The organism is Rhodococcus shunpengi, from assembly GCF_048381395.1.
Taxonomy (GTDB): Bacteria; Actinomycetota; Actinomycetes; order Mycobacteriales; family Mycobacteriaceae; genus Rhodococcus.
On the sequence record NZ_JBLWIU010000011.1, the window covers coordinates 113,419 to 139,712 of the forward strand.

Annotated in this window: 21 protein-coding genes; 12 read left to right on the forward strand and 9 right to left on the reverse strand. The window is 67.7% G+C overall.

From position 1 onward, the window contains the following. Positions 1-15: 15 nt before the first annotated feature. The 4 genes from ACNJ7K_RS04835 to aceA form a co-directional block, all read right to left on the reverse strand. A complete protein-coding gene (locus ACNJ7K_RS04835) occupies positions 16-1,074 on the reverse strand; it encodes an NAD(P)-dependent alcohol dehydrogenase (protein WP_487041291.1) in 1,059 nt (352 codons plus the stop codon). A 79-nt stretch (positions 1,075-1,153) separates the two neighbouring features. Further along, complete coding sequence (metE, locus tag ACNJ7K_RS04840; protein ID WP_268654333.1) at positions 1,154-3,454, reverse strand: 5-methyltetrahydropteroyltriglutamate--homocysteine S-methyltransferase; 2,301 nt, start codon at positions 3,452-3,454, stop codon at positions 1,154-1,156. Between the two features lie 105 nt (positions 3,455-3,559). Beyond that, positions 3,560-4,456: a 3-hydroxybutyryl-CoA dehydrogenase gene (locus ACNJ7K_RS04845; protein ID WP_120280111.1), complete on the reverse strand. Its 897-nt coding sequence runs from the start codon at positions 4,454-4,456 to the stop codon at positions 3,560-3,562. A 168-nt stretch (positions 4,457-4,624) separates the two neighbouring features. Then, on the reverse strand, positions 4,625-5,914 hold the full coding sequence (aceA, locus tag ACNJ7K_RS04850) for an isocitrate lyase (protein WP_006553580.1): 1,290 nt from the start codon (positions 5,912-5,914) through the stop codon (positions 4,625-4,627). A gap of 532 nt (positions 5,915-6,446) precedes the next feature. Here aceA and ACNJ7K_RS04855 point away from each other — a divergent pair. Genes ACNJ7K_RS04855 through ACNJ7K_RS04865 form a run of 3 tightly spaced genes read left to right on the forward strand, consistent with a single transcriptional unit; the run spans position 6,447 to position 9,479 of the window. Continuing rightward, positions 6,447-7,592 carry a globin domain-containing protein gene (locus tag ACNJ7K_RS04855; protein WP_455409377.1) on the forward strand — a complete coding sequence of 382 codons (1,146 nt, stop codon included), beginning with the start codon at positions 6,447-6,449 and terminating at the stop codon, positions 7,590-7,592. Positions 7,593-7,645: 53 nt separating this feature from the next. Continuing rightward, positions 7,646-9,058, forward strand: coding sequence for an acetate metabolism transcriptional regulator RamB (gene ramB, locus ACNJ7K_RS04860; protein ID WP_120280112.1), 1,413 nt, complete (start codon positions 7,646-7,648; stop codon positions 9,056-9,058). Between the two features lie 19 nt (positions 9,059-9,077). Further along, on the forward strand, positions 9,078-9,479 hold the full coding sequence (locus tag ACNJ7K_RS04865; RefSeq protein ID WP_120280113.1) for a PPOX class F420-dependent oxidoreductase: 402 nt from the start codon (positions 9,078-9,080) through the stop codon (positions 9,477-9,479). A 68-nt stretch (positions 9,480-9,547) separates the two neighbouring features. Here the strand turns inward: ACNJ7K_RS04865 and ACNJ7K_RS04870 are convergent, their stop codons facing one another. Then, complete coding sequence (locus ACNJ7K_RS04870; protein ID WP_261379468.1) at positions 9,548-10,441, reverse strand: type IV toxin-antitoxin system AbiEi family antitoxin domain-containing protein; 894 nt, start codon at positions 10,439-10,441, stop codon at positions 9,548-9,550. 333 nt (positions 10,442-10,774) lie between these two features. Between ACNJ7K_RS04870 and urtA the strand changes: the two genes are divergently transcribed. The 9 genes from urtA (at position 10,775) to atzF (ending at position 22,335) form a co-directional block, all read left to right on the forward strand. Further along, on the forward strand, positions 10,775-12,049 hold the full coding sequence (urtA, locus tag ACNJ7K_RS04875; protein WP_455409378.1) for an urea ABC transporter substrate-binding protein: 1,275 nt from the start codon (positions 10,775-10,777) through the stop codon (positions 12,047-12,049). Positions 12,050-12,075: 26 nt separating this feature from the next. Then, complete coding sequence (urtB, locus tag ACNJ7K_RS04880) at positions 12,076-12,960, forward strand: urea ABC transporter permease subunit UrtB (protein WP_016693074.1); 885 nt, start codon at positions 12,076-12,078, stop codon at positions 12,958-12,960. Then, positions 12,960-14,096, forward strand: coding sequence for an urea ABC transporter permease subunit UrtC (gene urtC, locus ACNJ7K_RS04885; protein WP_159417708.1), 1,137 nt, complete (start codon positions 12,960-12,962; stop codon positions 14,094-14,096). The genes urtB and urtC overlap by 1 nt, the downstream gene beginning before the upstream one ends. Beyond that, on the forward strand, positions 14,093-14,875 hold the full coding sequence (gene urtD / locus ACNJ7K_RS04890; RefSeq protein WP_159417707.1) for an urea ABC transporter ATP-binding protein UrtD: 783 nt from the start codon (positions 14,093-14,095) through the stop codon (positions 14,873-14,875). Before urtC ends, urtD begins: the two co-directional genes overlap by 4 nt. Then, entirely contained in the window at positions 14,875-15,567 is a 693-nt protein-coding gene (urtE, locus tag ACNJ7K_RS04895; protein ID WP_487041312.1) for an urea ABC transporter ATP-binding subunit UrtE, read from the forward strand. Before urtD ends, urtE begins: the two co-directional genes overlap by 1 nt. Beyond that, positions 15,567-16,253 (forward strand): GntR family transcriptional regulator, encoded by a 687-nt coding sequence (locus ACNJ7K_RS04900; RefSeq protein WP_268654337.1) that lies wholly within the window; start codon positions 15,567-15,569, stop codon positions 16,251-16,253. The genes urtE and ACNJ7K_RS04900 overlap by 1 nt, the downstream gene beginning before the upstream one ends. A gap of 54 nt (positions 16,254-16,307) precedes the next feature. Next, positions 16,308-16,838 carry a carboxymuconolactone decarboxylase family protein gene (locus tag ACNJ7K_RS04905; protein WP_120283599.1) on the forward strand — a complete coding sequence of 177 codons (531 nt, stop codon included), beginning with the start codon at positions 16,308-16,310 and terminating at the stop codon, positions 16,836-16,838. Positions 16,839-16,939: 101 nt separating this feature from the next. Beyond that, entirely contained in the window at positions 16,940-20,581 is a 3,642-nt protein-coding gene (gene uca / locus ACNJ7K_RS04910) for an urea carboxylase (protein ID WP_487041292.1), read from the forward strand. Then, positions 20,581-22,335 (forward strand): allophanate hydrolase, encoded by a 1,755-nt coding sequence (gene atzF, locus ACNJ7K_RS04915; protein ID WP_487041293.1) that lies wholly within the window; start codon positions 20,581-20,583, stop codon positions 22,333-22,335. Before uca ends, atzF begins: the two co-directional genes overlap by 1 nt. Positions 22,336-22,354: 19 nt before the next feature. Here the strand turns inward: atzF and ACNJ7K_RS04920 are convergent, their stop codons facing one another. The 4 genes from ACNJ7K_RS04920 to ACNJ7K_RS04935 form a co-directional block, all read right to left on the reverse strand. Continuing rightward, entirely contained in the window at positions 22,355-23,791 is a 1,437-nt protein-coding gene (locus tag ACNJ7K_RS04920) for a fatty acid desaturase family protein (protein ID WP_487041294.1), read from the reverse strand. A 28-nt stretch (positions 23,792-23,819) separates the two neighbouring features. Next, a complete protein-coding gene (locus ACNJ7K_RS04925; protein ID WP_159417703.1) occupies positions 23,820-24,917 on the reverse strand; it encodes a ferredoxin reductase in 1,098 nt (365 codons plus the stop codon). A 68-nt stretch (positions 24,918-24,985) separates the two neighbouring features. Beyond that, positions 24,986-25,318 (reverse strand): cupin domain-containing protein, encoded by a 333-nt coding sequence (locus ACNJ7K_RS04930; RefSeq protein WP_487041295.1) that lies wholly within the window; start codon positions 25,316-25,318, stop codon positions 24,986-24,988. After that, the gene (locus ACNJ7K_RS04935; protein ID WP_183070551.1) at positions 25,318-26,130 is read right to left on the reverse strand and encodes a class I SAM-dependent methyltransferase; all 813 of its coding nucleotides are present in this window, start codon (positions 26,128-26,130) and stop codon (positions 25,318-25,320) included. The genes ACNJ7K_RS04930 and ACNJ7K_RS04935 overlap by 1 nt, the downstream gene beginning before the upstream one ends. Positions 26,131-26,294: the final 164 nt, after the last annotated feature.

The following is a 26,294-nucleotide window of genomic DNA, read 5'->3' on the forward strand; positions in this document are numbered from 1 at the left end:
GGGACGTCGACACGCTCAGAACGTCGAGGCGTCGATCACGAACCGGTAGCGCACGTCACTGGCGACCACACGGTCGTATGCCTCATTGATACGGTCCGCGGAGATCAGCTCGATCTCCGCTCCGATGCCGTGCTCTGCGCAGAAGTCGAGCATCTCCTGCGTGTGGGGGATGCCGCCGACATTCGATCCGGCCATCGCACGATCGTTCATCGCGAGCGAGAACGCCCGCACCGACAGCGGCTTCTCGGGCAGGCCGAGGCCGACGAGGGTGCCGTGCAGCCGCAGCAACGACAGGTAGCGGTCGAGGTCGAGGTTGACCGAGACGGTGTTGAGGATCAGGTCGAACTTCCCGCGCAGCTCCTTGAACGTCGACTCGTCCTCGGTCGATCGGTAGTCGACCGCCCCGAAACGCAGGCCGTCGTCCCGCTTCGACAGCGAGTGGCCCAGCACGGTCACCTCCGCGCCCATCGCTGCAGCGATCTTCACACCGACGTGCCCGAGACCGCCCATGCCGATGATCGCGACCTTGCTGCCCGGTCCCGCATTCCACCGCTTCAGCGGCGAGTACAGGGTGATTCCCGCGCACAGCAGAGGTGCCGCGGCGGCCGGGTCGAGTCCGTCGGGAATCCTCAGGACGAAGTGTTCTGTGACGACGATGTGCGTGGAGTAGCCGCCCTGGGTGACGGTGCCGTCGCGGTCGACGGAGTTGTAGGTCCCCGTCACCCGATTGGTGCAGTGCTGTTCGAATCCTGTTCGGCAGGAATCACATTCGCCACAGGAGTTCACGAAGCAGCCCACGCCGACCCGGTCTCCGACGGCGTGTTCCGTGACATCGGAACCGACGGCGGCGACGGTGCCGACGATCTCGTGACCCGGCACGATCGGGTACTTGGTCCCGCCCCATTCGTTCCGGGCGGTGTGGATGTCGGAATGGCAGATGCCGGCGAACTCGATGGCGATGAGTACGTCGAGCGGACCGAGCGCACGTCGTTCGACGGTGGTCTTCGACAGGGGCGCGTCGGGCGCGGTGGCGGCGTAGGCGGCGACGGTGGTCGTACCGGTGGTGGACGTCATTCCTCCACAACTACTCCGCCTCACGACGACGTGCACCCGCGGGGGACTCCCGCGGGGGCACGTCGTCGATACGGTTCGGCTATCCGGCCTGATCGGACTGCTGGGCCGCCCGGCGGCGCAAGCGCCGCGCCGCAGCGACGAGATTGCGCAGCGACGGCTCGAGCTGCCAGTGGTGACGGGTCTTGAGACCGCCGTCCGGATTGGCCCACAACCGGTCGAGTTCCACCGATTCCGCCGCTTCGGTGAGCAACTCGTCGAGCTCGTCGATGTCCGGGATCCGGGCCGACCGCGACTCGTAGACACCGGGGCCGACACCGTGGGACAGCGCGCGGTCCTTGATCGCTTCGAGCACCCAGCGGATCGAGCGCGTCGCCACGATCGCCGTGACGTCGGCGTCGAGCCGCTCGATCGCGTCGACCACCGAGGCCTGACCCGAATAGGTCAGGTGCGTGTGGATCTGCGTCTCCGGCTTCGCACCACCGGTGGCGAGACGGAAGGCGTCGACGGCCCAGTCGAGGTATTCGGCACGCCCGTCCTGGCGCAGCGGCAGCAGTTCGCGGATGGCCGGTTCGTCGACCTGGATGATCGCGATGCCCGCCCGCTCGAGATCGGCGATCTCGTCGCGGATGGCCAGTGCGAGCTGGTCGGCCGTCTCGTGGAGCGGCTGATCCTGACGCACGTAGGAACGCGCCAGCATCGTCACCGGACCGGTGAGCATGCCCTTGACCGGCTTGTCGGTCAGCGACTGTGCGAACGAGATCCACTCGACCGTCATCGGCTTCGGACGCACGATGTCGCCGTAGAGGATCGGCGGTCGCGTGCAACGTGAACCGTAGGCCTGCACCCAGCCGAAGTGCGTGGTGGCGAAGCCCTCCATCAGCTCGGCGAAGTACTGCACCATGTCGTTGCGTTCGTGTTCACCGTGGACGAGGACGTCGAGACCGATGTCCTCCTGCAGACGGATGGTGGACTCGATCTCCTCCTGGATCCGCTTGACGTACTCGTCGTACGACATCCGGCCACGACCGAGTTCTGCTCGTGCCCTGCGGATCTCCGCGGTCTGCGGGAACGACCCCAGCGTCGCCGTCGGCACCGGCGGCAGATCCAGGCGCTTCTGCTGCGCGACGCGGCGCTCCTCGTACGGCGCGCGCACCCGATGAGCGGGAGTGACCGCGTTCAGACGTGCACGGACGGTGTGCTTCTGCTTGAAGTGCACCGACACGGGCGGCTTGCGCCACCGCTCCTCGGCTCCGGTGGTGAGCGCCTTGGCGAGGGAGACCACCTCCCCCACCTTCTGCTTCGCGAACGCGAGACGATCGGCGACGTCGCCGGGGATGTCGTACTCGACGAGCACGTCGTAGGGCACGTGCAACAGCGAGGACGAGGTCGACACGACGAGATCCGGTGCGACCGCGGCGATGGACTTCAGGTACTCGAGCGTGCGGTGGCGGTCGACCTTCCACACATTGCGGCCGTCGACGACACCGGCGTAGATGCGCTTGCGCTTCAGTCCGGGCACGGCGGCCAGTTCGTCCGCGCTGATGCGGCCGTCGACCAGGTCCAGGCCGATCGCCTCGATCTTCGTCGTGGCCAGGATCGGCAGCGCCTCACCGAGATGCCCGTACGGGCCGGTCACGAGCAGACGCGGCCGCAGCGGAGCGTGGGAGAGCACGTCGTAGGCACGCGCGAGGGCTGCGAGCTCCTCCTCGCTGCGGTCCTCGGTGAAGGACGGCTCGTCGAGCTGCACACAGGTCGCGCCGGCGCGGGCGAGCTGCTCGAAGAGCTTCTCGTACTCGGGGAGCAGCGCGTCGAGCAGGTCGAGGGTGCGGAAACCCTCCTTCGTCGACGTCGGCGCGACCTTCGACAGCAGCAGCAGCGAGACCGGGCCGAGCACCACCGGACGCAGCTCGACGCCCTCGGCCTTCGCACGCTCGAACTCGTCGAGCACGGCCGCCGAGTTCAACTCGAAGACGGTGTTCTCGTCGAGTTCGGGCTGGCGGTAGTGGTAGTTGCTGCCGAACCAGCGCACCAGCTCGAGCGGCGGGAAGTCCTCGCGTCCACGGCACAGCGTGAAATACAGATCGAGCGGGTCGAGCTCGTCGACCAGCGGACGGAACCGGTCGGGCAGCGCTCCGAACAACAGGGCGTTGTCCAGGACGTGATCGTAGTAGGAGAACGTGTTGCCGGGTACCTGGGTCAGACCCGTGGCTGCGAGCTCGCGCCAGGTGTTCTCCTGGAGCTCGCGAGCGACCGCGACGAGTTCGTCGCGCGTGCCCTCACCGTGCCAGTAGGCCTCGAGGGCGAACTTGAGCTCGCGGCGGGGTCCGATGCGCGGGTACCCGAGGATGCTCGATCCGTATCCGTCGGCGAGAGTTGCCATGTCGGCGTCGACCTTTCCCTCATGCACACCGCGCCCGTGCACCGGTGACCAGTGCTTGGAACACTGTCGCCGGGCACGGGCGCCGTGTGCGGTGGTGCTACCTGGCTAGCCGGCCTTCTTGACCGTGCGGCCGTTGTCGGCGTACTCGTAGAAGCCGGCGCCCGACTTCTTGCCGACGAGTCCCGCCTCGACCATGCGCTGCAGCAGCGGCGGGGCCGAGTACAGGGGCTCCTTGAACTCCTCGTACATGGAGTCGGCGATCGACTTGACGGTGTCCAGACCGACGAGGTCGGTCAGGGCGAGCGGACCCATCGGGTGGGCGCAGCCCAGGACCATCGTCTTGTCGATGTCCTCCTTGGTGGCGAAGCCGGACTCGACCATCCGGATCGCCGAGAGCAGGTACGGCACCAGCAGTGCGTTGGCAATGAAACCTGCGCGATCGGAGGACCGCACGACCTGCTTGCCCAGTACGTCGGCGGCGAAGGCCTCGGCGCGCTCGGAGACGGTGGGGCTGGTCTTCAGAGTGGTGACGAGCTCGACGAGCGGGAGCACCGGCACGGGGTTGAAGAAGTGCATGCCGATGACACGTTCGGGGGCACCGGTCGCGATACCGAGCTTCATGATCGGGATCGACGAGGTGTTCGAGGCGAGCACCGCGTTGGGATCGGTGACGATCTTGTCGAGCTCGGCGAAGATCTCGCTCTTGAGCTTCTCGTCCTCGACGACGGCCTCCACGACGAGCTGCCGATCGGCGAAGTCACCGAGATCGGAGGTGAAGCGCAGACGCCATGCGGCCTGCTCACGCTCACGCTCGGTGATCTTTCCGCTGCTCACACCCCGGTCCAGCGACCGGAGGATGCGGGCGCGTCCGGCGGCCGCGAGTTCGCGGGTCTGCTCGAACACCAGTACGTCGACATGAGCGCGTGCGCACACCTCGGCGATACCTGCGCCCATGATGCCGGCGCCGATCACGCCGACGCGCTGAATCTTTTCGCTGGTCACGTCAGCTCCTTCTCGTTGTGGGGGTCGTGGCCGAGGCCGGAAGTACAGGTGCGGACCCATCGGGTACGCGCGTTTCGAACTGCTCCGGATACGCACGCACCCCGCGGCAGGACATGGGGACCTGTGGATCCCGCCGCGGGGTGGTGGACCTCGGGGTGGCGCTTGTTCCTAGTGGAACTGGCCTTCCTCGGTGGAGCCCTTCAGGGCAGCCGTGGAGGTGTTGGGATCGACGGTGGTGGCGATGGTGTCGAAGTAGCCGGCACCGACCTCACGCTGGTGCTTGATAGCGGTGAAGCCGCGCTCCTTGGCCGCCTTGAACTCGCGCTCCTGCAGGTCGACGAAGGCCGTCATGCCCTCGCGGGCGTAGCCGTGGGCCAGGTCGAACATGCCGTAGTTGAGCGAGTGGAAGCCGGCGAGGGTGATGAACTGGAACTTGAAGCCCATCGCGCCGAGCTCCTTCTGGAACTTCGCGATGGTCGCGTCGTCCAGGTGAGCCTTCCAGTTGAAGGACGGCGAGCAGTTGTAGGCCAGCAGCTGGTCCGGGAACTCGCTGCGGACGCCCTCGGCGAACTTCTTGGCGACCTCGAGGTCCGGAACACCGGTCTCCATCCAGATGAGGTCGGAGTACGGAGCGTAGGCCTTCGCACGGGCGATGCAGGGCTCGATGCCGTTCTTGACGTGGTAGAAGCCCTCGGCGGTGCGCTCACCGGTGATGAACGGGCGGTCGCGCTCGTCGACATCGGAGGTGATGAGGGTCGCGGCCTCGGCGTCGGTGCGGGCGATGACCACGGTCGGAACGTCCGCGACGTCGGCCGCGAGGCGAGCCGAGGTCAGGGTGCGGATGTGCTGCTGCGTGGGGATGAGCACCTTGCCACCGAGGTGGCCGCACTTCTTCTCCGACGCGAGCTGGTCCTCCCAGTGCGAACCGGCGACGCCGGCCGCGATCATGGCCTTCTGCAGCTCGTAGACGTTGAGGGCACCACCGAAGCCGGCCTCACCGTCGGCGACGATCGGAGCGAGCCAGTTGTCGACGGAGGTGTCGCCCTCGACCTTGGCGATCTCGTCGGCGCGCAGCAGCGCGTTGTTGATGCGGCGGACGACCTGCGGAACCGAGTTCGCCGGGTACAGCGACTGGTCCGGGTAGGTGTGGCCGGACAGGTTGGCGTCGCCTGCGACCTGCCAACCGGAGAGGTAGATGGCCTTCAGGCCGGCGCGGACCTGCTGGACCGCCTGGTTACCGGTGAGGGCGCCCAGCGAGTTGATGTAGTCCTCGTTGTTGACGAGGTCCCACAGGATCTCGGAACCGCGGCGGGCGAGGGTGGCCTCCTCGACGACATTGCCCTGCAGCTTGGCGACCTGCTCGGCGGTGTAGTTGCGGGTGATCCCCTTCCAGCGCGGATTGGTGTCCCAATCCTTCTGGATCTCTTCTGCAGTCCTCGGGGTGCCGGTGGTCGACATCAAATCTCCACTCTCTAGATCTGCCCCGCTCGGGATGAAGCAGTACGCGTGTACGACTTCACATCCTTTGCGTGCCGTTCGGATGTACAAGAACGACAATGACACAGACCAAAAAGCCCGTCTACCTGTTGCTAATGCCAATCTCGGCTATTTTCGTTGCAGGCATTGCGAAGATTGCTAATCGATGGTCGGTCCAACTACCCGAATCGGACACAGGTTTATTACCCGCGAGTAGCAACTACCTCGGCTTTTGCCGCTACCACCCGGCCCCCGCGCCGAAACACCCCACCCCGCCGAATCACCCAGTGCGGGACGGATCGGACACCTGCCTGTGACTGCCTTCACAGGAGCCGACCGCCCGCTGTGATCCCCATTGACCTCTCGAATCCCACCCGTAACATGTCTCGGGCCGGATCGGGGCCGGCGCGTCGTAGTGCCTTCGTGTGTCGGGCCCCGCCGAACAGCCCCCCGAACACGAGGAGTCGACATTCTCTCGAGTACGTCGCGGTCGATCGTCGAAGCGACCCTGCCGGTGGTCGGCGCCGAGATCGGCACGATCTCACGTGTCTTCTACAACCGGCTCTTCCGGGCCGTCCCGTCACTGCGGGACACCTTCAACCGCACCAACCAGGCGAACGGAACCCAGCAACGGGCACTCGCCGACTCGGTCGCCGCCTTCGCATCACTGCTGGTCACCCATGCACCAACCGACATCGACCCCATCATGGAGCGGATCGCCGCCAAGCACGCGTCCCTCGGTGTGCAGGCAGCGCACTACGGGATCGTGCGGACGCACCTGTTCGCCGCGATCGCCGAGGTGCTCGGTGACGCCGTCACACCGCAGGTCGCCGTGGCCTGGCACGAGGTGTACACGCTGATGGCGAACTCGCTCGTCGAGCAGGAGACGGAGCTGTACCGGCGGGCCGGTGTGGCGCCCGGCGACATCTGGCGTCGTGTGGTCGTCACCGAGCACGAGTACGACGGCGCGCACGCGGCCACCCTCCACCTCCGTTCCGTCGACGGTGAACCGCTGCCGGCCTTCCTTCCCGGCCAGTACATCTCGGTGCGGGTCGCGCTGTCCGACGGCTCCGAGCAGATCCGCCAGTACACCGTGTTCCCCGGCAGGGTGAGCGGCGAGTGGGCCGTCACCGTCAAGCGCGTGCCGGACGGACTCGTCTCCCCCGTGCTCTGCGACGGCCTGCGCGTCGACGATCACCTCCTCGTGTCGCCGCCCTTCGGCAGCGTCGTGGTCGATCGGGGCAGCGAACCGCTGCTGCTCGTCTCGGCGGGCGTGGGCGTGACGATGACCGTCGCGGCGCTGCGCGACATGCAGTCCCGAGGCGACGGCCGGAGCGTCGACGTCGTCCACATCGACCGCACCCCTTACGAGCAACCGCACCGGACCGAGATCGGCATCCTGGTCGACTCGTTGCCGGACGCCCGGCTGCACGTGCGCTACACCGAGTACGACGAGATCCGCAGCGACGGGCGAACTCCCCTGTCCGGGCTGACGATTCCGGGCGACGCCCGCACCTACGTGTGCGGTCCGATCCCGTTCATGCGTGCGATCCGCTCCGATCTCGTCGCGTCGGGCCTGTCCCCGGGGTCGATCCACTTCGAAGCGTTCGCGCCGGGCTCGTGGTTCGGTCTCGAGGCTCCACCGGTGCCCGTCGATTAACACGCTGCGAACGCCACCTTGCGAAGGCTGCGAGGCAGTTCTACCCTGGGCGAATGGCCAAGACCTATGTAGGCGCCCGGTTGCGGCAGCTACGCACCGAGCGAGGACTCAGCCAGGCTGCGCTCGCCAAGACCCTCGAGATCTCGGCAAGTTATCTCAACCAGATCGAGCACGACGTCCGGCCCCTGACCGTGCCCGTCCTGCTGCGCATCAGCGAGGTCTTCGGGGTGGACGCCACCTTCTTCTCCTCGCAGGACGACACCCGTCTGATCGCGGAGATGCGGGAGGTCGCGCTCGACCAGGAGATGGGCATCGAGGCCGACGCGCAGGAGATCGCCGAGATGGTTGCAGCCCATCCCACTCTGGCGCGCGCAATGGTCAATCTCCACCGGCGCTTCCGCAACACCACCGCGCAGCTCGCCGTCGCGACCGAGGAGAGGTACAGCGACGGCAGCGGCAGCGGGGCGATCACCATGCCGCACGAAGAGGTGCGCGACTACTTCTACCAGCGGCAGAACTACCTGCACGATCTCGACACCGCGGCAGAGGAACTGGCCGATCGCATCCGGTTCCACCGCGGCGACGTCGGCGGCGAGATCGCCCGCCGCATGGCGACGGTCCACGACGTGCAGATCGTCAAGCGCATCGATCTGGGCGAGAACATCCTGCACCGCTACGACCCCGAGACCCGTGTCCTCGAAGTCGCGCCGCAGCTGTCCGGTGGGCAGCAGGTCTTCAAGCTGGCCATCGAACTCGCGTACCTGGAGTGCGGGGAGCTCATCGACCGCCTCGTTGCGGAGGGTTCGTTCACGAGCGACGCCTCGCGGGCGTTGGCCCGGCTCGGGCTCGCCAACTACTGGGCGGCCGCACTGATCCTGCCGTACACACAGTTCCACGAGATCGCCGAGGACTTCCGCTACGACGTCGAGCGTCTGTCGGCCTTCTACGGCGTCAGCTACGAGACGATCGCGCACCGTTTGTCGACTCTGCAACGTCCGAAGCTGCGGGGCGTCCCGTTCTCGTTCGTGCGCGTCGACCGCGCGGGGAACATGTCGAAGCGACAGTCCGCCACCGGTTTCCACTTCTCCACCAGTGGCGGCACGTGCCCGCTGTGGAACGTCTACGAGACCTTCGCCTATCCCGGCAAGATCATGACGCAGATCGCACAGATGCCCGACGGTCGTCGCTATCTGTGGGTCGCGCGCACGGTCGAGCGTCGCGCCGCACGCTACGGTCAGCCGTCGAAGACCTTCGCGATCGGTCTCGGCTGCGAACTGCGGCACGCGCATCGCCTCGTCTACGCCGACGGTCTCGACCTCGACGAGTCCAACCCCGGCACGCCGATCGGCTCGGGTTGCCGCGTGTGCGAGCGCATGAACTGCCCGCAGCGTGCCTTCCCGCCCCTGGGCAAGGAGATCGACATCAACGAGCACCGCTCGTCGGTCTCGCCGTATCTGGTGCGTTGAGCGTCGGTAGGCTCGTCGCATGGCACGCACCCCCGACGCGATAGGCGCGAAGGCACTCGAGTTCCTGTCCGAGTACCACCTCGCGACGCTCACGACCCTTCGCAAGGACGGCTCGCCGCACGTCGTCGCCGTCGGGTTCACGTGGGACGGCGAGGCCGGCCTCGCCCGCGTCATCACCTTCGAGGGCTCCCAGAAGACCCTCAACGTCGAACGCGGGGGTTACGCCGTCGTCAGCCAGGTCGACGGCGGTCGCTGGCTCACCCTCGAGGGCCCGGCCCGCGTGACCCGCGAGCCGGCCGACGTCCGCGAGGGCGAGCGTCGCTACGCCGCCCGCTACCGCGAACCCCGCCCCAACCCCCGCCGCGTCGTCATCGAGATCGCAGTCGAGCGCGTGATGGGCTCGGTCCTCGACCCCGCCTGACGCATCAGCTACAGGTTTTGCCATCAGCTACCGCGATTCGCTGTAGCGGATGGCCGAGAAGGTAGCGGTTACCGCCGCGCACGGGCGACGGCACGGTCGAAGCGAGCGCGGACGACGTCGAACCGGAACAGTTCGGGCCACGTCCACCTGACCACTTCGAAGCCGAGGTCGCGCAAGGCGTCCTCCCGTCGCTTCTCGTTCCGCAGGGCCTCGACACCTCCCTCGTCGTACTTGCCCATCCCGTCGAACTCACCGACGACTCCTTCGTCCTCCCAGAGGAAGTCGACCCGGGCGACGAACTGCCCGTCGGGTGTTCGTATCTCCTTCTGGAGCGTCGGTGCGGGCATGCCGGCCTGATGCATCCGGATGCGACTCAACGACTCCCCCGGACTCTCGCTGCGACCGTCGAGAAATGCAGCCACGCGTCGCGCGGCAGCGATACCTCGACGCGGCCCGGACTCGTCGAGACAGCACAGCAGCGCGGAGCCGAACTCCGCATCGAGAGCCGCAGCGCAATCACCGGCGATCACTGCTTCGTCGAAGTCGAGTGTGCAGGCGAGGTCCACGACGGTCCGGGCGAGCGAGGTGCACGGTATGCCCGCGACCTCCGACAGATCGTGAGGACGAAGAGGGGCGACGTGCAGGTGACGGTTCGCGTCCCTCCGACCGCCACCCGATCTGTCGCGAGTGACGTGGACCCGCGTGAGATCGGGCTTCCACAGGGCGAGCCCGTACAGGACTGCGGCAGACTCGTGGCTGACCACTGTGCCGGGCGCGAGCACTGCCCCGACGGATCGCACGCGCACGCGATAGCGATCGAGTTCGTCGAGGGAGTCGTCGCTGTGGAGGTAGATGCCGGGTTCGAGTCGCTCGAGTTCGCCGGCGCGTACTGCACGACGGATTTCGGAGTCGGTCATCCCGGAGGCGAGAGCGGTGGTCCGCAGGAAAGGCGTCGGTCGCATGCGGACCACCGTGCCCGATCGTCGTGACGCAGATCCGGTGCGAACACCGGTATTCGCGTCGCCTGTGGATGATCCCGGCCCCTGTGGACAAACAGTTCGCTACACCTTCAGCTATCCGCTACCGCAAATTGCCGTAGCGGATGGCGAAGTCCGTAGCTGCTGCTTGTGCGCACTTTGTAACACCCGCGAAATCTGTGTCACGAGACCGTGACCGGAAGATATTCCCGCGCAACAACTCCCTTCTACTGTGTGGCCTCACGGATACAGCGCTGTATACGCCTCCCGGATACACCGGGGTCCTCTCCGGCCACACCTTCGAAGGAAGGGCTCTACATGTCTGTTGTCAGGTCCAGGCTCGCCACCCGCGCCATCGCGGCCCCCGCAGCACTCGTCGCAGTCGGACTCGTGCTGTCCGCCTGCGGAAGCCGCGCGGGTGACGAGGGCAGCACGACCGCCTCCGGTGCTGCGTCGTGCGTCGACACCTCGGGCGACACCATCAAGGTCGGCTCGCTCAACTCCCTGTCGGGCACGATGGCCATCTCCGAGGTCACCGTCCGCGACTCGATCGCGCTGGCCGTCGAGGAGATCAACGCCGACGGCGGTGTGCTCGGCAAACAGATCGAGATCGTCTCCGAGGACGGCGCATCCGAGCCGACGGTGTTCGCGGAGAAGGCCGAGAAGCTCATCGGATCCGACTGCGTCGCAGCGGTGTTCGGCGGCTGGACGTCGTCGAGCCGCAAGGCGATGCTGCCGGTCTTCGAGGACCGCAACGCGCTGCTGTACTACCCCGTCCAGTACGAGGGCCTCGAGTCGTCGTCGAACATCTTCTACACCGGCGCGACCACCAACCAGCAGATCGTGCCCGCCCTGGACTACCTGAAGGAACAGGGCGTGAAGTCGCTCTACCTCGTCGGTAGCGACTACGTCTTCCCGCAGACCGCCAACCGCATCATCAGGGCGTACGCGGAGGCCAACGGCATCGAGATCAAGGGCGAGGACTACACCCCGCTCGGCTCCACCGACTTCTCCACCATCGTCAACAAGGTGCGCACCGCCGACGCCGACGCGGTGTTCAACACCCTCAACGGCGACTCCAACGTCGCATTCTTCCGCGAGTACACCAACGCCGGCCTCAACGCGAAGGATATGCCGGTCGTGTCGGTGTCCATCGCCGAGGAGGAAGTGGGTGGCATCGGTGCACAGAACATCGAGGGCCAGCTCACCGCGTGGAACTACTACCAGACCGTCGACTCCCCCGAGAACACCTCCTTCGTCGAGGCGTACAAGGCGAAGTACGGCGCGAACAAGCCGACCTCCGATCCCATGGAAGCCGCCTACACCTCGGTCTACCTGTGGAAGAACACCGTCGAGAAGGCCGAGTCCTTCGAGGTCGACGACGTCATCGAAGCCGCCGACGGCGTGACCTTCGACGCCCCCGAGGGCACCGTGACCATCGACGGCGACAACCACCACATCACCAAGACCGCCCGCATCGGTGAGATCCGTGGCGACGGCCTGATCTACACCGTCTGGGAGTCCGACGGCGCCATCGAGCCCGACCCGTACCTCGAGTCCTACGACTGGGCGTCGGGCCTGTCCGGTAACTGAGCGCGGAAGCCGAAGAGGGAGACGACATGGATGTCCTTGTAGGACAGCTCTTCACAGGATTGAGTATCGGATCGATCCTGTTGCTGGCAGCGCTGGGGCTGTCGCTGACGTTCGGCCAGATGGGCGTGATCAACATGGCCCACGGCGAATTCATCATGGCCGGCAGCTACACGGCGTTCGTCGTACAGCAGGTGATCTCGTCGGCCGGGGTGTCCCTGTTCGTCTCCCTCCTCGTCGGTTTCCTGGTGGGCGGCGTGATGGGCGTGATCCTCGAGGTCACCCTCATCCGCCGCATGTACCACCGCCCGCTCGACACCCTGCTGGTCACCTTCGGTGTGGGCCTGCTGCTCCAGCAGGCCGCCCGCGACATCTTCGGCGCTCCCGCCGTCAACGTCGTCGCACCGTCCTGGCTCTCCGGCGGCGTGGAGATCTTCGGGGCCGTCGTCCCGAAGACCCGCCTGTTCATCCTCGCCCTCGCCGTGGTCTGCGTGGTCGCCCTGATCGCGTCGATGAAGTACACGCCGATGGGACGACGGATCCGCGCCGTCGTGCAGAACCGCGATCTCGCCGAGACGGTGGGCATCTCGTCGCGCCGCACCGACATCACGACCTTCTTCCTCGGCTCCGGTCTCGCCGGCCTCGCCGGTGTGGCCCTGACACTCATCGGCTCGACCAGCCCGACGATCGGCCAGTCCTACCTCATCGACGCCTTCCTCGTGGTCGTCATCGGCGGTCTCGGCCGCATCGAAGGCGCGGTGCTCGCGGCCGTCGCACTGGGCCTGCTCAATTCGTTCATCGAGTACTCCACGACCGCGTCGATCGCGAAGGTCATCGTGTTCGTGCTCATCGTGATCTTCCTGCAGGTCCGTCCGCAGGGCCTGTTCGCCGTCAAGACGAGGAGCCTGGTCTGATGTCGTCGACATTCCCGGTCCGCAACTTCACGAAACCCGGACCCGTACGCACAGCAAGCGGATTCGCGATCGCCGCGATCGTCCTGTTCGGTCTCGCCCCCGCCGTCCTCTCCGATTTCCGTCTCGGCCTGCTCGGCAAGTTCCTGTGCTTCGCGATCGTCGCCGTCGGCATCGGCCTGGCCTGGGGTCGCGGTGGCATGCTCACCCTCGGCCAGGGTGTCTTCTTCGGCCTCGGCGCCTACATCATGGCGATGCACCTGAAGATCTCCGACGCCGAACTCCGCGGCGACACGGTCCCCGACTTCATGCAGATCGCGGGCATCCGCGAACTACCCGCCTATTGGGTGCCGTTCGCCTCCCCCGCCGTCACGCTGCTGGCGATCCTGATCGTGCCGGCCCTGATCGCCGCCCTGCTCGGCTTCGGTGTGTTCGCCCGCCGCGTCAAGGGCGCCTACTTCGCCATCCTCTCCCAGGCACTGGCCGCGGCCTTCGCGATCCTCCTCGTCGGCCAGCAGTCCACCGGAGGGTCCAACGGTCTCAACCGTTTCCGCACCTTCTTCGGCTACGACCTGTCCGATCCGGTCAACAAGCGGATGCTGTTCTTCATCGTCGCCGCGATCCTGCTGCTCGTCGTCGCCGCGACCCGCCAGCTCATGCAGTCCCGCTACGGCGAACTGCTCGTCGCGGTCCGCGACCAGGAGGAGCGGGTCCGCTTCCTGGGCTACGACCCCGCCCTGATCAAGGTGGCCGCCTACACCGTCGCCGCCTTCTTCGCCGGCATCGCCGGTGCGATGTTCGTGCCCATCGTCGGCATCATCTCCCCCGCCGACGTCGGCATCGTCCCGTCCATCGCGTTCCTCATCGGTGTCGCCATCGGCGGACGCACCACGCTGCTCGGCCCGGTCCTCGGCGCGGTGGGCGTGGCGTGGGCACAGACCACCCTGTCGGAGAACTTCCCCTCTGCCTGGACCTACGCGCAGGGCCTGCTGTTCATCGTCGTCGTCGGCTTCTTCCCCGCCGGCCTCGCCGGGGTGATCACCCTGCTCCGCCGGCGCCGCCGCGCCACCCCGGCGGAACCCACACCGCCGGCCGAACCCGAGCCCGCCGACCTTCCCGAGATGGAGCCCGTGCGATGAGCAAACCCGTCTACGGCGGCAACGCCGGAATGAGCAGCGACTACCTCGAGATCCGCGACCTGCGTGTCACCTTCGACGGCTTCACCGCCGTCGACGGCGTCGACCTCACCCTCCTCCAGGGCGACCTGCGGTTCCTCATCGGCCCCAACGGCGCCGGCAAGACGACCCTCGTCGACGCCGTCACCGGCCTGGTCCCGGCAACCGGCTCGATCACCAAGTCGGGCGTCGAACTGCTCGGCAAGAAGACCCACAAGATCGCGCGCCTCGGCGTGGGCCGTACCTTCCAGACCGCCTCGGTCTTCGAGGAGCTGTCGGTCCTGCAGAACCTCGACATCGCCGCCGGGGCGGGCCGCTCCCCGTGGCAGTTGTTGCGTCGCCGCAGGGACGTGCTGCCCGAGATCGAGGAAGCGCTCGAGACGATCGGCCTGACCACCCACCGCGACACCCCCGCGGGCATCCTCGCCCACGGGCAGAAGCAGTGGCTCGAGATCGGCATGCTGCTCGTGCAGAACGCCGACGTGCTGCTCCTCGACGAACCCGTCGCCGGCATGAGCCACGACGAACGCGAGGAGACCGGGCAGCTGCTGCGCCGCATCGGTGCGCAGCGCACGGTGGTCGTCGTGGAGCACGACATGGACTTCATGCGCGCCTTCGCCACCTCTGTCACCGTCCTCGCCCGCGGCAAGGTCATCGCCGACGGCACCGTCGACCAGGTCCAGAACGACCCGCAGGTCCAGGAGGTCTACCTCGGGACCGCCACCGCTCCCCAGGAGGCATGATGCTCGAACTCGTCGACGTCCGCGCCGGTTACGGTCGCACCGAGATCCTGCACGGCATCTCCCTCACCGTCCCGACCGGGAAGACCGTCGCGGTCATGGGCCACAACGGTGCCGGCAAGACCACGCTACTGCGCGCCGCCGTCGGCCTGCTGCCCGCCACGAAGGGGAAGATCCTCTTCGACGGTGAGGACATCACGTCGCTGCGACCGTCCGCGCGGGTCACCCGCGGTCTGGCCTACGTCCCCCAGGGGCAGCAGTCCTTCGGGCAGCTCACCTGCCGTGAGAACCTGCAGGTCGTCGCCGACACGCGGCGCAACGGCCGACAGTTGGTCGCCGACATGCTCGATCTGTTCCCCGCCCTCGTCCCGCTGCTGGACCGGCGGGCCGGCCTGCTCTCCGGTGGTCAGCGCCAGCAGCTCGCCATCGCCCGCGCCCTGATCACCGAGCCGCGCATGCTCATCCTCGACGAGCCCACCGAGGGCATCCAGCCGTCGGTGGTCGCCGAGATCGAGAACACCATCGTCGAACTCGGCCGCAGCGGCGACCTCGGGGTGCTGCTCGTCGAACAGCACATCGGTTTCGCCCTCGACAACGCCCTGCACTACTACGTCCTCGAATCCGGGCGCATCACCTCGACGGGTGACGGTGGTGTCGACGCCGCCTCCACCGTCCGTGCGGCGATGGCGATCTGATGGCCGCCGACACACGGCGCGAGAGGGTCTACAAGGCCCTGCGCGATCGTCTGATGTCCGGGACCCCCTCCCCCGACGAACGACTCAGTGAAGAACGCCTCGCCGAGCAGTACGGGGTGTCGCGCACACCGGTGCGCGAAGCCCTCGCCCGATTGGTCTCCGACGGACTCGTCGAACGCCGCGACCAGGGGCTGTACCCCTACCGTCCGCGCTTCGACGACCTCGCCGACCTGTACGAGCTGCGGACCACGCTGGAGCTGCGCGGGATCCGCCGCGCGCTCGACGGCGAGTCGGTGCGGCACGATGCCGACGTCCTCGGTCCCGAACTCGACCGCTGGTACGAGATCCGCGAGGAGCCGCCCGAGCCCGACGCCGGGTTCGTCACGCTCGACGAGCGCTTCCACATGACGCTGCTCGCCGCTTCCGGCAACCGTGCGCTGTGCGACGCGCTGGCCTCGGTGAACGCGAAGGTACGCCCGGTGCGGATGTTCGACTATCTGACCCCCGACCGCATCGTCGCGACCGTCGACGAGCACATCGAGGTCGCCGAGCTGGTCCTCGCCGACAAGCTCGACGACGCCCACGACCTGCTGCTCGCTCACATCGACACTTCGCGATCGGTGGTCGTGCGCCGGGCCGAGGAGGCACGCGCCTTCGCCCGGATGGCCCGCGCCGTCCGAGACTGACACTTCCGGTCGTGTCACGTGACCGGACGGGTCCGGTGCGGCACACTGGCGCTCATGACACCCCGCATCCCGCCCGGACGTTTCAAGGAACTCGGCCCGATCAACTGGGTGACATGGAAGGCCCTGTCCGCCGCCGGCGGCACCTCTGATGCCCACCTGTTCAGCACCCTCGGCCGCACCGGACGACTGTTCCGCGGGTGGTTGCACTACGCCGGCATGCTCATGCCGTTCGGCCGACTCGGCCGGTTCGAATCGGAGATGGTCATCCTGCGCGTCGCGCATCTGCGCGAGTGCGGTTACGAATTCGACCACCACACCCGCCTGGGTCGTCGTGCCGGCATCACCGACGAGGTGCGCGAGCGTATCGTCGCCGGACCTGATGCTCCCGGCTGGCAGGCGAGGCATCGCGCACTTCTCCTCGCCGTCGACGAACTCATGGCGACGAAGAATCTGTCCGACGAGACGTGGGCGTCGCTCACGCAGTTCTACGACGACCGCAGGCTCATCGAGTTCTGCCTGCTGGTCACGCAGTACGACGCTCTCGCCACGACCATCGGGGTGCTGCGGATCGAACGCGACTTCTGATCCGTCCGCACCGGCCGGCATCCGGCCGGCGGCGCGATCCCTAACAAGGCTGTTACACAACGTCACAGCGGCGTCATTGCTGGTCCATAGCGTATACAGCCATGTCCACAAAGACGTATACAGAAGCGTCGGTCCCCTCGACCTTCGCCTTCGACACCCTGCTGGTCGCCAACCGCGGTGAGATCGCGTGCCGCATCATGCGGTCCGCGCACAAGCTGGGTCTGAAGACTGTTGCGGTCTACTCGGACGCCGACGCAGCGGCCGCACATGTCGAACTCGCCGACCTCGCGGTCCGGCTCGGCCCGGCTCCCGCAGCCGAGTCCTACCTGCGGGCCGATCTCGTCGTCGAGGCGGCCCTGGCCACCGGTGCGGGAGCGATCCATCCCGGTTACGGATTCCTCTCGGAGAACGCCGAATTCGCCGCTGCCTGCGAAGGTGCGGGAATCGCCTTCGTCGGGCCGACCCCCGACCAGTTGCGCGTCTTCGGCGACAAGCACACCGCCCGTGAGGCCGCCCGCGCGGTGGGCGCGCCCCTCGTCCCCGGTAGCGGCCTGCTCGATTCGCTCGACGACGCGCTCGCCGCGGCCGAGGACATCGGCTATCCCGTGATGCTCAAGGCCGTCGGCGGGGGCGGCGGTATCGGGATGCAGGCCTGCCACAGCGCCGACGACCTGCGTGGGGCGTACGAACGCGTCATCCGGCTCGCCACGGCGAACTTCTCGTCCTCCGGTGTCTTCCTCGAACGGTTCGTCCCCCGCGCCCGGCACGTGGAGGTGCAGGTCTTCGGCGACGGGCACGGCCGGACGATCAGCCTCGGCACCCGCGACTGCTCGTTGCAGCGCCGGAACCAGAAGGTCGTCGAGGAAGCGCCCGCGCCGAACCTCCCCGACCACATCGTCGAGCAGATGCTCTCGTGCTCACGCGCTCTCGCGTCGTCGGTGCGGTACCGATCGGCGGGCACGGTCGAATTCGTCTACGACGTCGACCGCGGCGAGGTGTCCTTCCTCGAGATGAACACCCGACTGCAGGTCGAGCATCCGGTCACCGAGGAGGTCACGGGCGTCGACCTCGTCGAGTGGATGCTGCGTCTCGCGCGCGGCGACGACAGCATGCTCGACGGCGTGCCCGATTCCGGACCCGAGATCACCGCGCACGCCGTGGAAGCCCGTGTGTACGCGGAGGATCCGGGACGCGACCACCGGCCGAGCGCGGGTCTGCTCACCCACGTCGAGTTCCCCGCCCACACCCGTGTCGAGACGTGGGTGGACACGGGCACCGAGGTCGGCACCTTCTATGACCCGATGCTCGCGAAGGTGATCGTGCGCGGCGAGTCGCGGCGCACGGCGTTCGCCGGGTTGGCGGAGGCACTCGACGACACCCGGATCCACGGCGTGCAGACGAACCTGTCACAGTTGCGCAGGATCTGCTCCGAGGCAACGGTTCTCGACGCGGAGCATGTCACCACGACGCTGGCGGACATCCACCCTGCCGGACGTCGCATCGACGTGCTGCGCGCCGGCACGATGACGACCGTCCAGGACTTCCCGGGGCGGATCGGACTGTGGGAGGTCGGGATTCCGCCGTCCGGCCCGATGGACGATCTCTCCTTCCGCGCCGCGAACGTCGCCGTCGGCAACCCCGCGGGCGCACCCGGTCTCGAATGCACCCTGCTCGGCCCGCGCCTCGAGTTCTCCGATCCGACGATCGTGTGTGTCACGGGCGCCCCCGCCGAGGTCACCGTCGACGGTGTGCCGGTGCCGATGTGGGAGCCCGTCGAGGTCCCGGCCGGCTCCGTTCTCGAGGTCGCCGCCCCCGTCGACGCCGGTCTGCGCACCTATGTCGCGGTCCGCGGCGGACTCGACGTGCCGCTCTATCACGGCAGCGCATCGACGTTCACGCTCGGCGGCTTCGGTGGGCCGACCGGCAGGGCGCTCGCGACCGGCGACGTGCTCGGTCTCGCGTCCGGCGAGACACTCACCGATCCGGCGGCGGTCCCCACCGGGATCCGCCCCGCCTTCGGACACACCTGGCATCTCGCGGTGACCGAGGGCCCGCAGCCGGCCCCGGCCTACTTCACCGCCGACGACCTGCAGCAGTTCTACGACGCGACGTGGACGGTGCAGACGCACGCCAACCGCACCGGCATCCGGCTCGACGGCCCGAAGCCCACCTGGTCGCGCACCGACGGTGGCGACGCCGGTCTGCACCCGTCGAACCTGCACGACAATCCGTACAGCGTCGGCGCGCTCAACGTCTCCGGCGACACCCCGATCCTGCTCGGCCCGGACGGTCCGAGTCTCGGTGGTTTCGCGTGCCCGCTCACCGTGGTCTCCGGCCACCGCTGGAAGCTCGGCCAGATCCGCCCCGGCGACTCGCTGCGGTTCGTGCCGGTCACCGACGAGGGGGCCGTCGAACTGCGCAACAGTGCAGCCCGCGGCGCCGACCTCCCGCCGGTCGCCCGGCAGAGCGCACCCGATGGTGGGCGCCTCGGTCGCATCGAGCCGTTCCTGGACCATCCCGAGGTCGTGTACCTGCGCGGCGGCGACGACAACATCCTCGTCGAATACGGCGAGATGGTGCTCGATCTCGGTCTGCGTATGCGGGTGCACGCACTGTCGGAGGCGCTGGCCGCCACGCGTCTGCCCGGCATCGTCGACGTCACACCCGGGGTGCGTTCGCTGCACATCCACTTCGATCCCGACGTGCTGCCGCAGTACCGCCTGCTCGGGGTGTTGCAGGATCTCGAGACGGAACTGCCCGCGACGCGCGATCTGGTGGTGCCGAGCCGCACCGTCCGCTTGCCGCTGTCGTTCGACGACCCGTCCATCGCCGAGGCCATCTCGCGCTACCGCAGCGGGGTGCGCGACGAGGCGCCCTGGCTCCCGTCGAACACCGAGTTCATCCGGCGCATCAACGGTCTCGACTCGGTCGAGCAGGTCCGCGACACCGTCTTCGACGCCGAATATCTGGTCCTCGGTCTCGGCGACGTCTATCTCGGTGCGCCCCTGGCCGTTCCGCTCGATCCGCGGCACCGGCTGGTCACGACGAAGTACAACCCGGCCCGCACGTGGACGCCGTCCGATGCGGTGGGCATCGGCGGCAAGTACCTGTGCGTCTACGGCATGGAATCGCCCGGTGGATACCAGATGGTCGGACGGACGATCCCCATCTGGTCGGGCTACCGGCAGACGGGGCCGTTCGAGGAGGACAAGCCGTGGTTGTTCCGGTTCTTCGACCGCATCGTCTGGGAGGCGGTGACGCCCGAGCAGTTGCTCGAGCACCGGGCCGCGGCGAAGGCGGGCCGGTTCGACGCCGACATCTCCGACGGCACCTTCGCTCTCGCCGACCACCTGCGTTTCCTCGAGGACAACGCCGACTCCATCGACGCCTTCCATGCCGCGCAGTCCCGCGCGTTCGACGCGGAGAAGCAGGCCTGGCTCGAGGCCGGAGAGTTCGACCGCGTCGACAGCGAACCGATCGAGATGTCCACCGTCGGTGACCCCCTCGACGGGATGCCGCCCGGCGCCGTCGTCGTCGAGGCGCCGATGGTCGGCAACGTGTGGCGCGTGGAGGTCGCCGAGGGCGACACCGTCGCCGCCGGGGACACCGCGGTGATCCTCGAGGCGATGAAGCTCGAGATGCCCGTGCCGTCGGAGACCACCGGCACGGTCCTGAAAGTTCTCGTGAGCCCGGGCACGAAGGTTGCACCCGGGACCCCCCTTCTCGTGATCGGAGCAGTCTGATGAGCATCGGCAGTACCCTCGACAACCCGGGTGTCGGATTCACGGCGCCCGCCCCCTCGGTGAGGGTGTCCGCCACCGATCGCGTTCGTGCCGCACTGGGCCGCATCGACGAGGTGGACCGACCCGAGGTGTGGATCACGCTGCGCAGCGCCGACGATCTCCTCGCCGACGCCGCCGCCGTGGACGCGCGGGTCGCCGCCGGTGAGTCGCTTCCTCTCGCCGGTCTGGTCGTGGCGGTCAAGGACAACGTGGACGTCGCAGGAATCCCCACCACCGCGGCATGTCCCGAGTTCGCGTACGTCCCGGAGGAAACCGCTTCGGGTGTCGAGCGTCTGGTCGCCGCCGGCGCCGTCGTGCTGGGCAAGACCAATCTCGACCAGTTCGCCACCGGCCTCGTCGGCACCCGCAGCCCCTACGGGGCGGTGCGGTGCGCGTGGAATCCCGAGAAGGTCTCGGGCGGTTCGAGTTCCGGTTCGGCAGCCGCGGTGGCGCTCGGCATCGCCGACATCGGACTGGGCACCGACACGGCCGGTTCGGGACGCGTCCCCGCCGCGCTACACGGAATCGTCGGCATCAAGGCCACTCTCGGCGTGATCCCGGCGCACGGTGTGGTCCCGGCCTGCGTCGACTACGACTGCCTCACGGTCTTCGCCACGTCGCTGGACCTGGCGGCGACCGCCGTCCGAATCATGGCCGGACCCGAACCCCGCGACCCGCGCAGCCGGACCTGGCCCGCGGATGTGCGACTCGCCGCGCCGAACACCCTGCGCGTCGCGGTGCCGCGCGCCGAGGACCTCGAGGCGCTGTGCGAGGAATACCGCGACGCCTTCACCCGCACGGTGGCCGCGGCACGCGAGTCCGGCATCGAGATCGCGGCAGTGGATGTCTCACCGCTGCTCGACGCGGCCCTGCTCCTGTATGACGGTGCCGTCGTGGCCCAGCGTTACACGGCTGTCGGCGAGTTCCTGTCGACGGCACCGGCGGGCGCAGATCCCACCGTCGCCGCGATCGTCGCCGGGGCGAAGAAGCCCGCCGCCTACGAACTCGTCGAGGACCTCGACACCCTCACCCACGTGAAGGCGTTCGCGAGTGAACTGTTCGCCGGGTTCGACGGGTTGCTGCTCCCGACGACGACGGAACATCCGACGATCGCCGCGGTGCAGGCCGATCCGATCGCCATCAATCGTCGGATGGGCACCTACACGAACTTCTGCAACCTGCTGGACATGGCGGCGGTGGCCGTTCCGGGCGCGCCCACGGCGGCCGGCGAGCCGTTCGGGGTCATGGTCGTGGTCCCGGCCTTCGGCGACCAGGTAGCCGTGGACGTCGCGGCCGTGCTGAACGGTGTGGATGCGCCGCGCGTCGTCGAGTCCGGCGTCGAACTCGCGGTCTTCGGAGCACACCTGAGCGGTCAGCCGCTGCACTTCCAGCTCGAGGAACTCGGGGCTCGTTTCGTCGAGGAGGTGTACACCTCCGACGCGTACCGCCTCGCCGCGTTGAACACGACGCCGCCGAAGCCGGGACTGGTGCGTCACGCACCGGGCGAAGGCGCCGCGATCGTCGGTGAACTGTTCCGGTTGTCGGAGGCCGGTCTGGGCCGGTTCCTCGCTGCGCTGCCCGCCCCGATGACGTTGACGAGTGTCGAACTGGCGGACGGACGGTGGGTCGTCGGCTTCGGGTGCACGCAGGACGCAGCCGCCGACGCGGTGGACATCACCGAGTTCGGCGGCTGGAAGGCCTACCGGGCGTCCTGACTCCGAGGCTCCGGAGTGATCAGCGGGGTGGCGGATCGACCTTCACGCCGCCGCCCTCGTGTTCCGGTCCGGCGTCGGGGTGGTCCGCCGGCAGGCGGTCGCGGAACCGTGCGGCCTCACTGGGGACGGGACCGCCGGTGGGGTCCTGCGAACGACGATACGGTCCGGGCTTCGGACGGGGCTTGCCGCCCGGGAACGCGAGCCGGGCGATGGTGCGGTGCACCATGAACCATTGCTTGCGCAGTCTGCCCGAGTTGTAGGGCAGTTCGTAGCGCTCGCAGATGTCCTTGACCTTCGGCGCGACCTCCGCGTAACGGGTGCTCGGCATGTCGGGGAACAGGTGGTGCTCCACCTGGTATCCGAGATTGCCGCTGAGGATGTGGAACAGCGGGGTGCCTTCGATGTTCGCGGCGCCGACGAGCTGCCGCACGTACCATCCTCCGCGCGACTCGTTCTCGACCTCCTTCTTCGAGAAGGTGTAGGTCTGGTCGGGGAAGTGCCCGCAGAAGATGATCGCGTGCGCCCACACGTTGCGGATGATATTGGCCGTGATGTCGGCGAGAACCGTCGCGAGGAAGGTCCTCTCGACGCCGGGCAGATACCGGTCGGCGAGATGGGCTGCGGTCCGGAACTTTCCGGACCGGCCCTTGCCCATCGGCCCCTTGCTCATCGATCGCAGTCGTCGACCCAGACGCGAGGTCTTCGGCTGGGGCAACCGGCCCTGCAGCGCGACCTGCGCGAGACCGAACAGCGCGGCGCTCACCAGCGGCCAGCCGACGTAGTCCTTGACGAACTGCGCGCGGGCCTTGCCGAAGATGCCCTTCAGCTCCTCGATCACCTGACCGGTCGACTTCTCACCGGCCCACAACGCCTCGAGATCGAGGTCGTGCAGCGCCACACCCCATTCGAAGAGCACGGTGAGCAGCGCGTTGTAGAGAGGTTGCGCCAGATAGACGGGGTGCCACTTCTGGTGCGGGTCGATCCGCATGATCTCGTAGCCGAGGTCCTTGTCGAGACCGCGGATGTTCGTGAACGTGTGGTGGATGTAGTTGTGCGAGTGCTTCCACGCCTCCGCGGTGGAGGCGGTGTCCCAGTCCCACACCGACGAGTGGATGTCCGGATCGTTCATCCAGTCCCACTGGCCGTGCATGACGTTGTGGCCGATCTCCATGTTCTCGAGGATCTTCGCCACTCCGAGACAGGCCGTCCCGGCCACCCATGCAGGCTTGTACGACGACGCGAAGAGCAATACCCGCCCCGCGACGACCAGCTGACGCTGCGCGGCGATGACGTTCTTGATGTACTGCCGGTCCTTGTCGCCGAGACTCGAGTACACCTCGTCGTGGATGGCGTCGAATTCCTTGGCGATCTGCTCGAGATCGTCGTCGCTCAGATGCGCGAGCGGGCTCTGTGGTTCCCGCGTCCCGGTATCGGTCCTGTCGATGCTTCTCGTCACGACGCCCCCTGCTTCGAAGCCGGTTGCTTCACAGTTCTATTTCGATGTCGCCCTCCGCGGTGTGGATGCAGGTACGCACCGCAGCCCCGGTGGGCTCGCTCACCTCGTCGGTCCGCAGGTCCCGGAGTTGCCCGGATTTCAGCGTTCCGACACACGTGTGGCAGATGCCGATACGGCAGCCGTACGGCAACTTCAGGCCGGCGTTCTCGCCTGCGACCAGGATGGGTGTTCCCCCGTCGCACTCCACCTCTTTCTCGCTGTCGAGGAAGTGGATGGTGCCGCCCTCGCCGCTCCCGGCATTCCCACCGATGATCGGCTGGAAACGTTCGAGGTGGAATCTTTCGGGATCACCGTGTTCGTCCCAGTGTTCTTCGAGGGCGTCGAGCAGGTCGCGCGGACCCGAGCAGAAGGCGTCGCGTTCGCGCCAGTCGGGGCACAGATCGTCCAGGTCGGCGGGGGTGATGCGGCCGCGGTCGCCGCTGAGCCACAGCTCGAGACGCAGTCCGGGATGCCGATCGTCGAGGTCGCGCAGGGTCGAGCCGAAGATCACCTCGTCCTCGGTGTGGGCGGAATGCACGACGACGACGTCGTCGATGCGGTCGCGGTGGTCGAGGCTGCGCAGCATGCTCATGATCGGCGTGATCCCGCTGCCCGCGCTGATGAACAGCATTTTCGCGGGCAGCGGGTCGGGCAGGGTGAACACGCCCTCGACCTCACCGAGGCGGACGATGTCGCCGGGCTCGAGTTTGCGGACCAGGTACGGCGAGACCACGCCGTTCTCGACGAGTTTGGGTGTGACGCTGATGAGCCCGTCGACCGGATCGGGATCGGAGGTGAGCGAGTACGCCCGCCAGTGGTAGACCCCGTCGATGATCACCCCGAGCCGCACGTACTGGCCCGGCTCGTGTCCGCGCCACTCGTAGGCCGGACGGATGAGCACCGATGCGGCGTCGCCACCCTCGGGGACGACCCGCTCCACACGGCCGCGCAGTTCGCGGGTCGTCCAGAGCGGGTTGATCATCTCGAGATAGTCGTCGGGCCGCAGAGGTGTGAACAGGTGCCGCACCGTGCGCAGCAACCATCTCCGAACCGGGTGCACGTGTGGGCGAGCGCCGCGTTCCGCCATGGCGCAACACTACGCGGGCGCGCACACCTCACGTGCACATTCGTCGCCGATGTGGGATCGGTGACAGCTCAGCGCAGGATCGTCAGCTGCACCACGGAATCGGCGTTCGCGACGAGACGGTGCACGATGCCGGCATCGACGTGGACGGCGGTACCCGGCACGAGCGACACGGTCTCGTCGGCGGTGCTGAACGAGATGTCCCCGGTGACGGCCTGCACGAGGATCGGAGCGCCGGCCTTGTGGTCGTCCATCGTCTGCCCGGAGAGGAAGGACAGACGTACCACGGTGGCACCGGTGACCGCCGCGAGCTTCTCGATGCGCGGCCCGCTCCCCTCACCCGCGTTGAGCTCCGCGAGCCCCTCGATACGGGTGAGCTTGCCCTCGACCTGCTGTGTACTCATCACGCTTCCTTCTTCGTGGCGACGATTTCGATCGCGACCAGATGCTTCTTGTACTTCGTGAACGTCGACCGCATCCGGAGCACCCGGCTGCGGGCGTCGGAGTCGCGAAGGACGTTGCGGACGAACTTCAACGTGCCGGGCAGGCCCTCGTCGGCGAGGATGCGCTTGGGTTCGAGCAGCGCCATGGGGGCGAAACCGATCTTCTCGACCTCGAATCCGTTCTTCTCGAACAGGCTCCGCCATTCCGCCACGGTGAGCGGGCGGGCGTTGACCTTGATCGAGCGCGCGAGTGACTTGCGGATCTCGGTCTCGACCTCGTCGTCGACCTCGTCGGGTTCGATCGCGAGTTCGTGGATGGCGTACCGGCCGCCTGCCCGGAGCACCCGGCGGGCCTCCTGCACGATCTCCACCTTGTGTCTGTCGGTCTGCATGGTGAGCATCGCCTCGCCGACCACGACGTCGGCGACCTCGTCGTCGAGTCCGGTCTTCGACGCCTCGCCGCTGACCACCCTGCCGCCACCGGCGATGGCCTTGCGCGTCAGTTCGGCTGCCGTCTCGTCGGATTCGACGCCGATGTAGCTGCCGGGCGAGTACGCGAGGATCTCCTGCGCCGTCCGGCCGAGGCCGGGCGCGAACTCGACGACGTCCGCGCCGTGCAATCGCGCGTCGGCGAGCACGCGTGCCGTCAGTTCCTTGCCGCCGGGCCGCAGCACACGCTTGCCCAGGCGGGCGAGCAGCCAGTGTCCCGGCAGGTGGGCGGTGTCCCTATCCGAAAGGGGCAGAGCGTCTTCCGACGCATGCTTGTCCGCCATGTTCTGCACTCCTTCTCGCGAGGGCAAGGGTGGCCACGGTTCCGAGGCTCTTCCGTGACGGCCGTAACGTGGACGGTGAGTCGGTCGTCGCCTCCATGGCGCCGACTATAGAGGATTTTCCTCCTTTTAATAAGGTGACCCTCACCTGAGAGTCACCGCGGGCG

Excerpts from the sequence above, each read along its gene's own strand:
- aceA (WP_006553580.1), bottom strand. The coding sequence starts at position 5,914 with ATGTCGACCACCGGCACCCCGAGGACTGCAGAAGAGATCCAGAAGGAT.
- ACNJ7K_RS04905 (WP_120283599.1), top strand. The coding sequence starts at position 16,308 with ATGACACCCCGCATCCCGCCCGGACGTTTCAAGGAACTCGGCCCGATC.
- uca (WP_487041292.1), top strand. The coding sequence starts at position 16,940 with ATGTCCACAAAGACGTATACAGAAGCGTCGGTCCCCTCGACCTTCGCC.
- ACNJ7K_RS04835 (WP_487041291.1), bottom strand. The coding sequence starts at position 1,074 with ATGACGTCCACCACCGGTACGACCACCGTCGCCGCCTACGCCGCCACC.
- metE (WP_268654333.1), bottom strand. The coding sequence starts at position 3,454 with ATGGCAACTCTCGCCGACGGATACGGATCGAGCATCCTCGGGTACCCG.
- atzF (WP_487041293.1), top strand. The coding sequence starts at position 20,581 with ATGAGCATCGGCAGTACCCTCGACAACCCGGGTGTCGGATTCACGGCG.
- ACNJ7K_RS04930 (WP_487041295.1), bottom strand. The coding sequence starts at position 25,318 with ATGAGTACACAGCAGGTCGAGGGCAAGCTCACCCGTATCGAGGGGCTC.
- urtA (WP_455409378.1), top strand. The coding sequence starts at position 10,775 with ATGTCTGTTGTCAGGTCCAGGCTCGCCACCCGCGCCATCGCGGCCCCC.
- ACNJ7K_RS04865 (WP_120280113.1), top strand. The coding sequence starts at position 9,078 with ATGGCACGCACCCCCGACGCGATAGGCGCGAAGGCACTCGAGTTCCTG.
- urtB (WP_016693074.1), top strand. The coding sequence starts at position 12,076 with ATGGATGTCCTTGTAGGACAGCTCTTCACAGGATTGAGTATCGGATCG.
- ACNJ7K_RS04900 (WP_268654337.1), top strand. The coding sequence starts at position 15,567 with ATGGCCGCCGACACACGGCGCGAGAGGGTCTACAAGGCCCTGCGCGAT.
- urtE (WP_487041312.1), top strand. The coding sequence starts at position 14,875 with ATGCTCGAACTCGTCGACGTCCGCGCCGGTTACGGTCGCACCGAGATC.
- ACNJ7K_RS04925 (WP_159417703.1), bottom strand. The coding sequence starts at position 24,917 with ATGGCGGAACGCGGCGCTCGCCCACACGTGCACCCGGTTCGGAGATGG.
- ACNJ7K_RS04935 (WP_183070551.1), bottom strand. The coding sequence starts at position 26,130 with ATGGCGGACAAGCATGCGTCGGAAGACGCTCTGCCCCTTTCGGATAGG.
- ACNJ7K_RS04870 (WP_261379468.1), bottom strand. The coding sequence starts at position 10,441 with ATGCGACCGACGCCTTTCCTGCGGACCACCGCTCTCGCCTCCGGGATG.
- urtD (WP_159417707.1), top strand. The coding sequence starts at position 14,093 with ATGAGCAAACCCGTCTACGGCGGCAACGCCGGAATGAGCAGCGACTAC.
- ramB (WP_120280112.1), top strand. The coding sequence starts at position 7,646 with ATGGCCAAGACCTATGTAGGCGCCCGGTTGCGGCAGCTACGCACCGAG.
- urtC (WP_159417708.1), top strand. The coding sequence starts at position 12,960 with ATGTCGTCGACATTCCCGGTCCGCAACTTCACGAAACCCGGACCCGTA.